The organism is Pseudomonas huaxiensis (assembly GCF_003231275.1).
Lineage (GTDB): Bacteria > Pseudomonadota > Gammaproteobacteria > Pseudomonadales > Pseudomonadaceae > Aquipseudomonas > Aquipseudomonas huaxiensis.
The window spans coordinates 1-15095 of the sequence record NZ_QKVL01000045.1 but is presented as its reverse complement, the minus strand read 5'-3'; the positions used below and the strand labels follow the sequence as shown (position 1 = coordinate 15095).

Annotated in this window: 11 protein-coding genes; 10 read left to right on the top strand and 1 reads right to left on the bottom strand. The window is 61.4% G+C overall.

What is annotated here, in order from left to right:
• Positions 1–3: 3 nt before the first annotated feature.
• Positions 4–1560, bottom strand: coding sequence for a nitric oxide reductase transcriptional regulator NorR (norR, locus tag DM374_RS27840; RefSeq protein ID WP_110972787.1), 1557 nt, complete (start codon positions 1558–1560; stop codon positions 4–6).
• Positions 1561–1718: 158 nt separating this feature from the next.
• Between norR and hmpA the strand changes: the two genes are divergently transcribed.
• The 10 genes from hmpA to DM374_RS27790 all read left to right on the top strand — a co-directional run.
• Positions 1719–2900 carry an NO-inducible flavohemoprotein gene (gene hmpA, locus DM374_RS27835; RefSeq protein ID WP_095158550.1) on the top strand — a complete coding sequence of 394 codons (1182 nt, stop codon included), beginning with the start codon at positions 1719–1721 and terminating at the stop codon, positions 2898–2900.
• A gap of 224 nt (positions 2901–3124) precedes the next feature.
• Positions 3125–3631: a disulfide bond formation protein B gene (locus tag DM374_RS27830; protein WP_095158549.1), complete on the top strand. Its 507-nt coding sequence runs from the start codon at positions 3125–3127 to the stop codon at positions 3629–3631.
• A 559-nt stretch (positions 3632–4190) separates the two neighbouring features.
• Complete coding sequence (gene cyoA / locus DM374_RS27825) at positions 4191–5141, top strand: ubiquinol oxidase subunit II (protein ID WP_110972786.1); 951 nt, start codon at positions 4191–4193, stop codon at positions 5139–5141.
• 3 nt (positions 5142–5144) lie between these two features.
• Entirely contained in the window at positions 5145–7163 is a 2019-nt protein-coding gene (gene cyoB, locus DM374_RS27820) for a cytochrome o ubiquinol oxidase subunit I (protein ID WP_110972785.1), read from the top strand.
• A 3-nt stretch (positions 7164–7166) separates the two neighbouring features.
• Positions 7167–7790 (top strand): cytochrome o ubiquinol oxidase subunit III, encoded by a 624-nt coding sequence (cyoC, locus tag DM374_RS27815; protein ID WP_110972784.1) that lies wholly within the window; start codon positions 7167–7169, stop codon positions 7788–7790.
• Positions 7791–8132: a cytochrome o ubiquinol oxidase subunit IV gene (gene cyoD, locus DM374_RS27810; protein WP_110972783.1), complete on the top strand. Its 342-nt coding sequence runs from the start codon at positions 7791–7793 to the stop codon at positions 8130–8132.
• An 11-nt stretch (positions 8133–8143) separates the two neighbouring features.
• A complete protein-coding gene (gene cyoE / locus DM374_RS27805; RefSeq protein ID WP_095158544.1) occupies positions 8144–9031 on the top strand; it encodes a heme o synthase in 888 nt (295 codons plus the stop codon).
• Positions 9032–9217: 186 nt separating this feature from the next.
• Positions 9218–10450 (top strand): alanine transaminase, encoded by a 1233-nt coding sequence (gene alaC / locus DM374_RS27800; protein WP_110972782.1) that lies wholly within the window; start codon positions 9218–9220, stop codon positions 10448–10450.
• Between the two features lie 168 nt (positions 10451–10618).
• Positions 10619–10978: a YkgJ family cysteine cluster protein gene (locus DM374_RS27795; protein ID WP_110972781.1), complete on the top strand. Its 360-nt coding sequence runs from the start codon at positions 10619–10621 to the stop codon at positions 10976–10978.
• Between the two features lie 300 nt (positions 10979–11278).
• Positions 11279–15095: beta strand repeat-containing protein (locus DM374_RS27790; RefSeq protein WP_177431618.1), on the top strand; the 3817-nt coding region annotated here is incomplete at its 3' end.

Here is a 15095-nt window from a genome sequence, read left to right as displayed (position 1 = left end):
TCGCTATCCGCGTAGACCGAGGCGACGGGCGAGGCGGGCGAGGTTGGCACGGTCCAGGCCCAGTTCGCGGGCGGCGCTGGCCCAGTTGTGTTGATGTCGCTCCAGGCACGCTTCTATCAGGTGGCGCTGGTACAGGTCCAGCGCCTGGCGCAGATCGCCGCTGACGGCGGCGTCGGTGGTGTCGTGAAACGGTGCGGGCTCGGCCGGCGCGTTGGCGATACCTGGCAGGTCGAGGTCGGCGGCGTCGAGGCTGAGAATACGCGGGCGGTCGCGGTGTTGGCCGAGGGCCTTGAGCGCCGAGCGGCCGATCAGGTGTTCCAGTTCGCGGACATTGCCCGGCCAGTCGTAGGCCAGCAGCGCGGCCTGGGCCTCGGGGCTCAGGCGCAGGCTGTTGAGGCCCATGCGCGAGCGATTCTGTTCAAGGAAGTAACCGCTGAGCAGCAGCACATCGCGACCGCGCTCGCGCAGCGCCGGCACGGGCAGCGGGTAAACGCTCAGGCGGTGGTAGAAGTCGGCGCGGTAGCGACCGGCGCGCACTTCCTCGGCGAGGTCACGGTTGGTCGCGGCGATCAGGCGCACGTCCACCCGGTGTTCCTGGTCCGAACCCAGGCGCTGCAACTGGCCGCTCTGCAGCACTCGAAGCAGTTTGGCCTGAACCAGCAGCGGCAACTCGCCGACCTCATCGAGAAACAGCGTGCCGCCGTTGGCCAGTTCAAACTTGCCGCGGCGTTCGCCCACCGCGCCTGTGAAGGCGCCACGGACATGGCCGAACAGCTCGCTTTCCACCAGGGTGTCGGGCAGGGCGGCGCAGTTGAGGCTGATCAGCGGTTTGTCGGCTCGTGGCGAGGCCTGGTGGATGGCCTGGGCCACCAACTCCTTGCCGACCCCGGTTTCCCCGGTGATCAGCACGGTCAGGTCGCTGCCGCCGACCAGGCGGATTTCTTCCAGCAGGCGCTTGTGCGCCTTGCTCTGGCCGATCAGTTCCTTGTCCTGCTGGCCGCTGGCCTGGCGGTAGACCTCGGCGCGCTGGTGTTCGTCCTCGGCGCGCAGGGCCAGGCGTTCGATGCGCTGGGCCACGTTGACGGTGGCCGCGGCGAGACTGGCGAAGGCTTGCAGGGAATCCAGCTCGACCTGCTGGAAACTCTCCGGCGACAGTGCGTCGAGGGTGATCAGGCCCCACGGTCGTTCATCGACGAACAGCGGGCAGCCCATGCAATCGTGGACTTCAAGCTGCTGGTGAAGGCCTTCGACCAGCCCGTCGTAGGGGTCGGGCAGTTCGCTGTCGCTGGCGAAGCGGGTCGGCCCGCTGCGGCTGAGCAGGGCGGCGAAACGCGGGTGCTCGCTGACCCGGAAGCGGCGACCGAGGGTATCGGCGCTCAATCCGTCCACTGCCAGCGGTACCAGCCACTCACCGTCCAGGCGCAACAGCGCGGCGGCATCGCACGGCAGCAGGGCGCGCATGGCTTCCAGCAGGCGACGATAACGCTCGCCTTCCGGCAGTTCGCGGGACAGGTCGCTGACTAGAGGGAGCAGGGCGGTGAGCAGGGACTTTGCGGTCATAATGACTCCAGTTAGTCTTAATGACTCTAGCAGGCTTTGTGTCATTTTGACTCTTTTGCTTTCAGGTGCCTGATTTTGCTGGGTTTTAAGGTTGGCACGAATTCTGAAATGACAAGGGCAGTGTTTAAACCAGAAGCCTAAGGCTCAGGAGTCGTTTCATGCTTAATGCCCAAGACCGTGCAATCGTCAAAGCCACAGTGCCGCTGTTGGAAAGCGGTGGTGAAGCCCTGACCACCCACTTCTACAAAATGATGCTCAGCGAGTACCCCGAAGTGCGTCCGCTGTTCAACCAGGCCCACCAGTCCAGCGGCGACCAGCCACGGGCCCTGGCCAACGGCGTGCTGATGTACGCGCGGCATATCGACCAACTGGAGCAGTTGGGCGGGCTGGTGGGTCAGATCATCAACAAGCATGTGGCCTTGCAGATCCTGCCTGAGCATTACCCGATCGTCGGTCGCTGCCTGTTGCGCGCCATCGAGGAAGTGCTGGGCAGCGAGATCGCCACCCCCGAAGTGCTGGCGGCCTGGGGCGCGGCGTACCAGCAATTGGCGGACATCCTTATCGGCGCCGAAGAAGGCATGTATCAGCAGAAGGAAGCGGCCGAGGGTGGCTGGCGCGGTGCACGGGCGTTCACGCTGGTCGAGCGGGTCGAGGAGAGCGCCGAGATCGTCTCCTTCTACTTTGCGCCGGTCGATGGCAAGCCGGTGTTGGTGGCAGAGCCTGGGCAGTATATCGGCCTGCAACTGTTCATCGACGGTGCGGAGCAGCGCCGCAACTATTCCCTGTCGAGCCTCGGTGACGGCCGTCTGTACCGCATCAGCGTCAAGCGCGAGGCGGGCGGCAAGGTGTCCAACTACCTGCATGACCAACTGAAAGTGGGCGACAGCATCAACCTGTTCCCACCGGCGGGCGATTTCGTCCTGGCCGCCAGCGACAAGCCGCTGGTGCTGATCAGTGGCGGCGTCGGCATCACCCCGACCCTGGCGATGCTGGATGCGGCGCTGGACAGCGGACGGCTGGTGCACTTCATCCATTGCGCCCGCAACGGTGCGGTGCATGCCTTCCGTGAACACGTTGATGCGCTGGCGGCGCGGCATCCGCAGCTCAAGCGTTTCTATTGCTATGACGAAGATGACGGCGTGAGCCTGCCGGGGGATGCCCTGGGTTACCTGAGCCAGGAGCAACTGGCCGGCTGGTTGCCGCTGGAGCGGGATGTGGATGCCTACTTCCTCGGGCCCAAGCCGTTCATGGCGGCGGTGAAGCGCCAGTTGAAGGCTGCGGGCGTGCCGGAAGGGCAGAGCCGTTATGAGTTCTTCGGGCCGGCTGCGGCGCTGGAATAAGCCCAATCGCGACGGCTCGGCGCAATGCTGAGTCGTCGCGGTGCTTTTTCATTAATCCTCCTTTAATCAGCCTCCTCTTCACTCCTTCCTGCGCCTGCCTTTTCACACGGACTTCACCTTTGATCCGCGGTCTGCATGTAGACTTTCGGCCGGCGCGCCGTCATCTTGTGCGCCCCGCGGCTTTCAGCGAGGCCGAGTCGAACCACCTAGTGAAGGGAATGGCAATGAACGAGCAAACGCAGCGTCTCAATCGCGAGAGGCGCTTCCTGGTGCTGTTGGGTGTGATCTGTCTGGCGCTGATCGGCGGTGCCTTGTACATGCAGATCGTTCTTGGCGAGGCGCCTTGCCCGTTGTGCATCCTGCAGCGCTATGCGCTGTTGCTGATCGCCCTGTTCGCCTTCATCGGCGCGGCCATGCCCGGCAAGCGCAGCCTGACCGTCTTCGAGGGGCTGGTGGTGCTCAGTGCGCTGGGCGGTGTCGCCGCCGCCGGCAACCATGTCTATATCCTCGCCAACCCGGCGGTCAGCTGCGGCATCGATACCCTGCAACCGATCGTCGACGGACTGCCGCTGGCCTCGGTATTGCCGCTGGTCTTCCAGGTGGACGGTTTCTGCTCCACGCCATACCCACCTGTATTGGGACTTTCCCTTGCGCAGTGGGCGCTTATGGCGTTCATCCTGACCGTCGTCCTGGTACCTTTGGGCATCATCCGCAACCGTCGCCAGCGTTAGACAAAAGTCATGTGTTGACGCAAGCCTCTTGTTGAAGGAAGTTTCCCTCAGGCTGCGCACCCTGGTTGATCTGCGTCAATGTCAAACCCTTGTGGTACGGGCGTTTCAGGACTATTGAGCAGGGTGCGACAAACTGTCGCGAAACTGATTTATCGGGCCGGATTATTACACTTCTTGTAAAAGACTGTTGCTCAATAAGTCATAGTCAATGGTTGGTTACCTATCTACAATCGCCCCCAATTTCCGTTCGGCACTGCTTGCAAGTCGCATTAACAAAGGCTCCCAGGGCTTTTTTCGCTGACTTCGACGAGCGCCGCCCGCGGTGATGCAGGGCTGACTCCTCTCCGTGATTTTCCGCACCAAATGGACTTGGTCTGAGATACAGGCCTGTTGCCCACGAAGTCAGAATAATAACCACGCACCACCCAGGTTCATGCCGAGCAGCGCCGCTTCTCAAGGTATGTCCCTATTCGCCCGTAAATGCTGACACTAGGCAGGACGAAGTGTTGGCGACCAAAACACAAATTGCATTGAAGCAAGCTGATCTAGAGGTCGTGAGATGAGTAAAAAGCGTTACCCCAGACTGTTTGGCATTCTGCCCTTTTTAGGCATGCTTTTACTCAGTGGGTGCAACTGGACCCTGCTCGACCCGAAGGGTCAGGTTGGCATTGAGCAAAAGAACCTTATCCTCATCGCCTTCGGCCTGATGCTGCTGGTGGTGGTCCCGGTCATTTTCATGACCCTGGCCTTCGCCTGGAAGTATCGCGCCTCGAACAAGGCTGCCAAATACACGCCGGACTGGTCGCACTCGACCAAGATCGAAGTCGCTATCTGGACCATCCCGGTACTGATCATCGTCGCCCTGGGCGTCGTGACCTACAAGACCACCCATGAGCTGGACCCGTATCGTCCGCTGGTTTCCGACGTGAAGCCGGTGCAGATCGATGTGGTCGCCCTGGACTGGAAATGGCTGTTCATCTACCCGGAACAAGGCATTGCCACGGTCAACAAGATCGTCTTCCCGGCCAACACCCCGGTCAACTTCCGTGTGACCTCTGATTCGGTGATGAACTCGTTCTTCATCCCGGGCCTGGGCGGCCAGATCTACGCGATGGCCGGCATGACCACCAAGCTGCACTTGATCGCCAACGAAAACGGTGTGTTCGACGGTATCTCGGCGAACTACAGCGGTGCCGGCTTCACCGGTATGAAATTCAAGGCAGTCGCCACCTCCCAGGCCGATTTCGAGGCATGGGTGAACGAAGTCAAGCAATCGCCAAAACAGCTGGACAAGGCTGAATACGAAGCCTTGGCCAAAGCTAGCGAAAACAACCCGGTAGCGCTGTACAGCGTGGCACCGGCCGACCAGTTCCAGACCATCGTCGACAAGTACGAAGGCATGAACCGCGGCAAGCCGGTAGTGCACGAGAAGGCCGAGCACAAGCAGGCAGCGGCCGCTACCGAGGGTATGGACGTGAGTATGCATTCAGCTGCTGGGGCAGAGGAGTAAGAGATGTTCGGTAAATTAAGTCTGGACGCGGTCCCGTACCACGAGCCGATAGTCATGGTGACGCTCGCCATGATTGCGCTCGGCGGTATCGCGTTGTTCGCGCTAATCACCTACTACAAGAAGTGGACCTACTTGTGGACCGAGTGGCTGACCTCGGTCGACCACAAGAAGATCGGCGTGATGTACATCATCGTCGCGATGCTCATGCTGATCCGCGGCTTCGCCGACGCCATCATGATGCGTACCCAGCTCGCGGCCGCCACCGGTGGTGCCGAGGGCTACCTGCCTCCAGAGCACTATGACCAGATCTTCACCGCTCACGGTGTGATCATGATCATCTTCATGGCGATGCCATTCTTCACCGGCCTGATGAACCTGGCCCTGCCTCTGCAGATCGGTGCACGTGACGTTGCCTTCCCGTTCCTCAACTCCCTGAGCTTCTGGCTGCTGGTGTCCGGCGTTGCGCTGGTCAACATCTCCCTGGGCGTCGGCGAGTTCGCCAAGACCGGCTGGGTGGCTTATCCGCCGCTTGCGGGTATCCAGTACAGCCCTGGTGTCGGGGTTGACTACTACATCTGGGCGCTACAGCTATCCGGTCTGGGTACGACCCTGACAGGCGTGAACTTCCTGGTGACCGTGCTGAAAATGCGCGCGCCTGGCATGAAGCTGATGGACATGCCGATCTTCACCTGGACCTGCACCTGGGCCAACGTACTGATCGTCGCTTCGTTCCCGATCCTGACTGCTGCGCTGGCTCTGCTGACCGTTGACCGTTATCTGGACTTCCACATTTTCACCAACGAGCTTGGTGGGAATCCGATGATGTACGTCAACCTGTTCTGGGCCTGGGGTCACCCTGAGGTTTACATCCTGATCCTGCCGGCCTTCGGTGTGTTCTCGGAAGTCACCTCGACCTTCACCGGCAAACGCCTGTTCGGTCACCACTCGATGATCTATGCATCGGGCGCGATCGCGGTACTCGGCTTTGCGGTATGGCTGCACCACTTCTTCACCATGGGTTCTGGCGCCAGCGTCAACACCTTCTTCGGTCTGGCAACGATGCTGATTTCGATCCCGACCGGGGTAAAACTGTTCAACTGGCTGTTCACGATCTACCAGGGCCGTCTGCGCTTCACCGCGCCGGTTCTGTGGACCCTCGGCTTCATGGTCACCTTCTCCATCGGTGGCATGACCGGCGTTCTGCTGGCTGTACCGGGCGCTGACTTCGTGCTGCACAACAGCCTGTTCGTGATCGCTCACTTCCACAACGTGATCATCGGTGGTGCGGTGTTCGGCTACATCGCCGGCTTCGCCTTCTGGTTCCCGAAAGCCTTCGGTTTCACCCTGAACGAGAAGTGGGGCAAAGCTGCCTTCTGGTTCTGGATCTCCGGTTTCTACGTGGCCTTCATGCCGCTGTACGCACTGGGCTTCATGGGTATGACCCGTCGTCTGAACAGCTCGGACAACCCTGCCTGGGAACCGTACCTGTACGTTGCCGTGGTCGGCGCCGTGCTGATCCTGTTCGGTATCGCTTGCCAGCTGATCCAGCTGTACGTGTCGATCCGCGATCGCAACGAAAACCTGGACGTGACCGGCGACCCATGGGGCGGCCGCACCCTGGAATGGTCGATTTCGTCGCCACCACCGTTCTACAACTTCGCCACCATGCCTGAGAAAGTCGGCCTGGATGCCTGGCACGAAGCCAAGGAAGCCGGTGTTGCGTACAAGGCTCCGGCCAAGTACGAAGCGATCCACATGCCGAACAACACCTCTACCGGTGTGTTCATGGGCCTGTTCCTGACCATCTTCGGTTTTGCCTTCATCTGGCACATCTGGTGGTTGGTGGGTGTGAGCCTGTTCGCCACCGTCGCAGTCTTCGTTCGCCACGCTGCGCGTGACGACCAGGGCTACATGGTTCCTGCCGAGGAAGTGGCGCGCATCGAAGGTGAGCGCATGAAGACCCTGGGTCTGGCCACCGGCGCGCCTGCTGGCGCACGTGTTGAATCGTTCGAGCGGGTTTAATCAATGTCCAGTCAAGTAATCAACGCAGGTGCTCATGGTCACGACCATGGGCACGACGATCACCACCACGACTCGGGCCAGATGACCGTATTCGGTTTCTGGCTGTACCTGATGACCGACTGCATCCTGTTTGCGTCGATCTTCGCTACCTACGCGGTGCTGTCCGGCAACTTTGCCGGCGGCCCGTCGGGTCATGACATCTTCGAACTGAACTACGTACTGGGTGAGACCGCGCTGCTGCTGTTCTCCAGTATCACCTTCGGCTTCGCGATGCTGCAGATGTACAAAGGCAACAAGAGCGGCGTACTGGGCTGGCTGGCCATTACCTGGCTGCTGGGCGCCGGCTTCATCGGCATGGAAATCAACGAGTTCCATCTGCTGATCAGCGAAGGCTTCGGCCCATCGCGCAGCGGCTTCCTGTCGGGCTTCTTCGCCCTGGTCGGTACCCACGGTCTGCACGTGACCGCCGGTCTGATCTGGATGGCAATCCTGATGTACCAGATCAACAAGCACGGCATCACCAACACCAGCAAGACCCGCATGAGCTGCCTGAGCCTGTTCTGGCACTTCCTGGACGTGGTCTGGATCTGCGTGTTCACCGTCGTGTACCTGATGGGAGTTCTGTAAATGGCTAACGCACACAACAGCAGCCACGGCCACGACGAAGCCAACCACGGCAGCGTCAAGTCCTACGCCATCGGCTTCATCCTGTCGGTGATCCTGACCGTCATTCCATTCGGCCTGGTGATGTACCCGAGCCTGCCGAAAGACATGACCCTGCTGATCATCGTTGCGTTCGCAGTGATCCAGATCGTGGTGCACCTGTACTACTTCCTGCACCTGGATGGCTCGCAAGCAGCACGCTCCAGCGTGACGTCGTTCCTGTTCACGGCGCTGGTCATCGCGCTGTTGGTCGGCCTGTCTCTGTGGATCATGTTCAGCATCCACTCAAGCATGATGGCGAAGTGAGGTAAGGCGGCATGTCCCTCAAGCACTTTATCCAGATCACCAAACCGGGAATCATTTTCGGTAACGTGTTGTCGGTAGCGGGCGGATTCTTCCTCGCTGCACAAGGGCATGTCGACTTCATGCTGTTCCTCGCCACGGTGATTGGCACTTCGCTGGTCGTCGCATCCGGTTGTGTTTTCAACAACTGGATCGACCGCGACATCGATATCAAGATGGAGCGCACCAAGAACCGTGCGATGGTTCAGGGGCTGATTTCGTCGAAAGTTGCATTGGTCTACGCCACCCTGCTCGGGGTGGCCGGCCTCGGCCTGCTGTATGTGCAGGCCAATGCACTGGCGGCGTTGTTCGGCCTGATTGGCTTCATCATCTACGTGGGTTTCTACAGCCTGTACCTGAAGCGTAAATCGGTGCACGGCACCCTGGTTGGCAGCCTGTCCGGTGCCATGCCTCCGGTGATCGGCTATTGCGCCGTGAGCGGTACCTTCGACCTGGCTGCATTGACCCTGCTGGTGATGTTCAGCCTGTGGCAGATGCCGCACTCCTACGCGATCGCGATCTTCCGCTTCAACGACTACCTGGCTGCTTCGATTCCGGTCCTGCCGGTCAAGCGCGGCATTCTGGTGGCCAAGAAGCACATCCTCTGGTACATCGTGGCCTTCCTTGCGGCGACCCTGATGCTGACCTTTGGTGGCTACGCCGGCATGAGCTATCTGGCGGTGGCCGCGGCCATGGGCATGTACTGGTTGTACATGGCCTGGACCGGTTACAAGGCCAAGGATGATCGTCTGTGGGCACGCAAGTTGTTCGTGTTCTCCATCTTCACCATCACCGCCCTGAGCGTGATGATGTCGCTGGACACCAAGGTGCCTGCCGAGCTGTTGCTGACCTACGCGCACTGAGTGCGAGAGGTTTGACGAGAACGCCCCGGACCGAAAGGTTCGGGGCGTTTTTGTTTGTGGCCTTGGAGGCTGGGCACAGAAATAAATCTTTACAGCCTTCCCCGTCAGCCACTATCTTCCAGATCGGCTACCGCAGTGGCCAACGTCGCTCGGACGGTTCCGGGCGCTTACGTCTTCGAGGAAGTCATGGCCGACCAAGGTTCGCCGCGCCGCTTTGCGCGCATAGATCGTCTCCCCCCCTACGTCTTCAACATCACCGCCGAACTCAAGATGGCTGCGCGCCGTCGTGGCGAGGACATCATCGACCTGAGCATGGGCAACCCCGACGGGGCTACGCCGCCGCACATCGTCGAGAAACTGGTGCAGGTCGCCCAGCGCGAAGATACCCACGGCTACTCCACCTCCCGCGGCATTCCGCGTCTGCGCCGTGCCATTTCGCGCTGGTACAAGGACCGCTACGAGGTCGAGATCGACCCGGAAAGCGAAGCCATCGTCACCATCGGCTCCAAGGAAGGCCTGGCTCACCTGATGCTGGCGACCCTGGACCATGGCGATACCGTTCTGGTGCCCAACCCCAGCTACCCGATCCACATCTATGGCGCAGTCATCGCCGGCGCCCAGGTGCGTTCGGTGCCGCTGGTGCCGGGTGTGGACTTCTTCAATGAGCTGGAACGGGCCATTCGCGAGTCGATCCCCAAGCCGAAGATGATGATCCTCGGCTTCCCGTCGAACCCGACCGCGCAGTGCGTCGAGCTGGACTTCTTCGAGCGCGTCGTGGCCCTGGCCAAACAGTACGACGTGCTGGTGATCCACGACCTGGCCTACGCCGACATCGTCTACGACGGCTGGAAAGCCCCGTCGATCATGCAGGTGCCGGGCGCCAAGGACATCGCGGTCGAGTTCTTCACCCTGTCCAAGAGCTACAACATGGCCGGCTGGCGGATCGGTTTCATGGTCGGTAACCCGGAGCTGGTCAGCGCCCTGGCGCGGATCAAGAGCTACCACGACTACGGCACCTTCACGCCGCTGCAGGTCGCGGCCATCGCTGCGCTGGAAGGCGACCAGCAACCGGTGCTCGACATCGCCGAGCAATACCGCCAGCGCCGTAATGTGCTGGTCAAGGGCCTGCACGAGATGGGCTGGATGGTCGAGAACCCCAAGGCGTCGATGTATGTCTGGGCGAAGATCCCGGAGCAATACGCCCACCTCGGTTCGCTGGAGTTCTCCAAGAAGCTGCTGGCTGAGGCCAAGGTCTGCGTGTCGCCGGGCATCGGTTTTGGTGACTACGGTGACGACCATGTGCGTTTCGCCCTGATCGAAAACCAGGACCGCATCCGCCAGGCGGTTCGCGGCATTCGCCAGATGTTCCGCGCCGATGGCATCGAGCCGCCGAAGGCTGGCAAACCCGCTCGCGGCTAGTCGATCGAACGACGCCCCGCTGATGCCGCAAGGCGTTGGCGGGGCGTTTTCATTTCCGCCGGTCGGCTGCCGGTATTTCTTTTTTTGCCCCCCTTCTCAAGCGCAAGCCGTTGCATAGAATGGTCGCCGGGATTCCCCCTATAACGACAATTCTTCCCCCCTCCTATCATGTCCAAGACCAGTCCTTGTATGAGTTGTGGCGCCTGCTGCGCGCATTTTCGTGTGTCTTTTTTCTGGGGCGAATGCGCTTCGTCCGGTGGCTGTGTGCCGGACGAGGTGGTGGTGCAGATCAGCCCCAGCCGGGTGGCGATGATCGGCACCGACGCCAGGCCCGTGCGCTGCATTTCCCTGGCCGGGGAGGTGGGCAAGGGCGTGAGCTGCAACATGTATGCGCAACGTTCCAGTACCTGCCGGGAGTTCGAGGCGTCGTGGGAAAACGGTGAGCACAACCCGAGCTGCGACGATGCTCGCGCGGCCTATGGCTTGCCACCGTTGCAGCCCTATGACGAGGGTTCAAACGCGGCGTGAATGAATAAGCAGCCAGCGGTGTTCACGGGGCAAACCATCGGCGATTTGCCGCGAACACGCTGGTAAGTACGCAAAGTAATTTAAGTAAGATATTTCCTACCTAAATGATGGCTTTTTGCTGTAAAACTCCCTCATTCGAATTTTTACATTGCCAAGGTCGGGCCATTCAACTGAATAGCCGCAGGAAACCGCGCCTATTGCGTTGATACCTGCGTTGTCAGGTGTGAGTCGCCTGATCCACATCGGGAGTTGTGTGTGGACAGTCGGTCAGCCTTATCCATTCGTGTACGTCGTAGCCCCTTGTCGCTCTCCATTAGCCTGGCGGCCATGGGACTGCTGGCCAGCCTCAGCAGTGCGCAGGTGTTGGCAGCCTGTACACCGGGCGTGCCCAGCAACGGTGTCACGGTGACCTGTAGCGGAACCGACCAGCGCAACTTCAGCAGCACGGCCAGCAGCCTCACGGTCAACGTTTCCTACACTGATCAGGTGGGCTCCGATGGCTCCGGCAACCCGGTGATGCAACTCACCGGCAGCAACAACCGCATCAACAACCAAGGCTGGATCAATCCGTCCTACATCGGCCAGCAGACAGTGCTGACCACCGGCTTGCAAGTCGGTAACGCCTTTACCCAGAACATCTCCATCACCAACTACACCGATGCTCGACTGTCCGGCACCAGCGCCGACCTCGGCGCATCCCTGCTTGATCTGAAGGGCATGGCGGTCGATGCGCAGGCTGGGGCGGGCGGCAAGGTGACCATCGTCAACAGCGGGACCATCCAGAGCGAGCGGATCCTCGGGGCGAGCGTGCTGGTCGCGGACATGCCGGTTATGGCGGTCTACGGTGGTGCCCAGGTCGAGATGACCAACATGAACGATATCTATGGCCGGATCGCGTTCCAGGCATCGGTCGAAGGCAACATCTTCACCAACACCGGCACAGTCGCGGGCAGCCTGTCCCTGGGCGCCGGTGGTGGCAACAACCGTTTCAACGCGGTCACCGGCTCGTCGGTAGTCAGTGGCGGTGCCAGCAGCACTGATTCGGTCACCGTCGACTCGAACTCCCACCTGGTATTCGTCAGACCTGGTGCCGTCGATGGTGGGGCAGGTGCCTCCAATACCCTGGCCTTGCAGAACGCTATCGGCGGCGGTAGCGGTACAGCGGGCTCGGGTTCGGTGTCGGCGGCGAACTTCCTCAACTTCAGCAACCTGCTGGTGCAGGCCGGTAGCTGGACGGTGAGCGGTGCGCTGCTGACCGGCTACACCATCACCGCCCTGACCGGCGGTTCGCTGTCGGTGAACAATGACGCGGTGTTCGGCAGCGGTGACGTCAGCATCAACAATGCCACCCTCACCACCCACGCCGGCACGGTCAACCTGGCCAACAATATCCTGATCGGCACCGCAGGCATGACAACCACCGGCATCAACACCCTCGCCCTGAATGGTGTGGTGTCCGGCGGGGCCACGGGGACGCTGATCAAGAACGGCTCCGGCACCCTGCGCATCAACGGCGCCAACACCTATGCCGGAGGCACCACGCTCAATGCGGGCACCGCCGTGGTCAGCACCAATCAGGCGTTCGGCGCGGGCGGTGTTGCCATTGGTGCCGCCGGCGCCCGTCTCGATGCAAGCGGCTCGGTCAGCCTCGCCAACAACATCAGCCTGACAGGTAACGGCACCTTTGGCGGTACCGGCAACCTGACCCTGACCGGCATCGTCAGCAACATCACCAGCCGGAGCATTTCCAAGGTTGGCAGCGGCCAGTTGATTCTGACCAACGCCAACACCTACCAGGGCGGCACCACGCTGTCGGGGGGTACGTTGAGCGTTGGCAACAACCTGGCCCTGGGCAGCGGCGACCTGACGGTCACCGGCGCATCCACCCTGACCAGCACCCAATCGGTCACCTTGGCCAACAAGGTCGTACTGGCCGCCGACCTGACCGTCGGCGGTAGCAACGACATCACCCTCAATGACGTTGTCAGCGGCGGGGCGACCGCCAAACTGATCAAGACCGGCAGCGGTAACCTCACGCTCAGCGGCGCCAACACCTTCCAGGGTGGCATCGAACTCAACGACGGTACCCTCACCGCCCCCGCCGACAACGGAGAGCTGGGCAGCGGCGCTTTGACCGTCACGGGCAACGGTCGTCTGGTGTACGGCACCTCGTTGATCGGGCTGACTCCGATCACTATCAACAACGGCAGCACCCTGGAGTTTTCCAACGACGTCACAGTGAATTACAACGCTCAGATGTCCGGCGCTGGTGATCTCGTCAAAACCGGCACCGGAAGTCTGGAACTGTTTATAGCCTCCACGCTCACCGGGCTGGTGGATGTGCGCCAGGGTACGGTCAAATCAGCGGTCTCCAATGCGCTCGGCAACAATCCGAACCTCAACATCGATAGCGGCGCGTTGGTCACGATCGACTTCGGCGCGGGCCTCAAGAGCCTGACCGGGGCCGGTCAGATAACCGTGAACAGCGGGCCACTGACCATTGGCAACAGCAACGCCAGTTCGACCTTCGACGGTGTCATCAGCGGTCCTGGCGCTGTGATCAAGGCCGGTACCGGTCTCCTGACCCTGACCGGCATCAACACTCACACCGGTACCACCACGGTCAATGGCGGCCGGCTCAACATCGCCTCTGGCGGCAGCCTGGCCAGCAGTGCTGTCACCGTCAACAACGGTGGCAGCATCAGCGGCAGCGGTACGCTCACCGGCGGCCTGACCATCAACAACGGTGGTCATCTGGCGCTTGCCAGCGGTAACAAGCTCACCAGCGGTGCGCTGACGCTGTCCAGCGGCAGCATCGTGGATATCGCGCTGGGCACGCCGACGGTCGCCACGCCAATGGCCAGCGTCAACGGCAATCTCGCCATCAATGCCAGCCCGACCTTCAACTTCACCAACGCCGGTGACATGGCCAACGGCATCTACCGGCTGTTCGACTACACCGGGTCGCTCACCTATACGGGTGGCACCCTGGGCACCGTGCCGACGGGCATCCTGTCAGGCGAGATCACCCTCGACATCAGCCAGAACAACATCGTCAATGTCGTCGTCAACTCGGCATTGCTGGCCCGGCAGTATTGGGACGGCGGCGGCACTTACGGTAACGGCGTGATCAACGGCGGCACCGGTGTCTGGAACAACGTGGAAAACAACTGGACCAAGGCCAACGGCAACAGCATCGATGGCTGGAATGGCGTGTCGGCGGTGTTCCAGGGGACTGCGGGCCTGGTGATCATCGAAGGCACCCAGACCGCCAGCAGCCTGCTGTTCAGTACCAGTGGCTATACCCTGAGCAACGCTTCAGGCGGCCTGCTCAGCCTGGTCAACACCTCCGCCGGCTCGGCGACCATCAGCACCGACACAGGCGTTTCCACCCTGATCGACGCCCAGATCGGCGGCGCTGGCAAGCTGGAGAAAACCGGCGCCGGCACCTTGATCCTGGCCGGCAACAACCTTCATACCGGCGGTACTGCACTGACGGCGGGCACCCTGATCGTCCGCCGCAATACCGCTGTGGGCAGCGGTACGCTGGCGCTTGGCGCCGGCACCTTCTTCGGCACCGACACCACTGCTGTGCAGTTGACCAACGCTGTGGTTCTCAACAGTGTGACCAACATCGTGGTGGGCAGCGGCGCCGATCTGACCCTGACTGGTGCCGTCAGCGGCGCTGGCGGTCTGGTCAAGATCGGTACCGGCAGCCTGGTGCTGAGCGGCAACAACGGGCAACTGGGCAATACCTGGCTCAATGCCGGTGGCCTGGTGCTGGGCAGCAACTCCGCGTTGGGTTTGGGCACCCTGAACACCCTCAACAACACCACGCTGGACAGCGGTCTGGCGGGCGTGCAGATCGGCAACGATGTGGCCATGAGCGGCAACCTGACCTTCCTCGGTAGCCGCGACATGTCCCTTACCGGCACTGTGTCCGGTACCGGCAACCTGATCAAGAACGGCACCAGCACGCTGAGCCTGACGGGCGCCAACACCCTGAACGGCAGCGTCACGTTGAACCAGGGCACGTTGCGCCTTGCCAACAACAATTCGCTGGGCAACGCCAACCTGGTGGTCGGCGGCGTGTCGGCCTTGCAGGCGGCGGCGAACC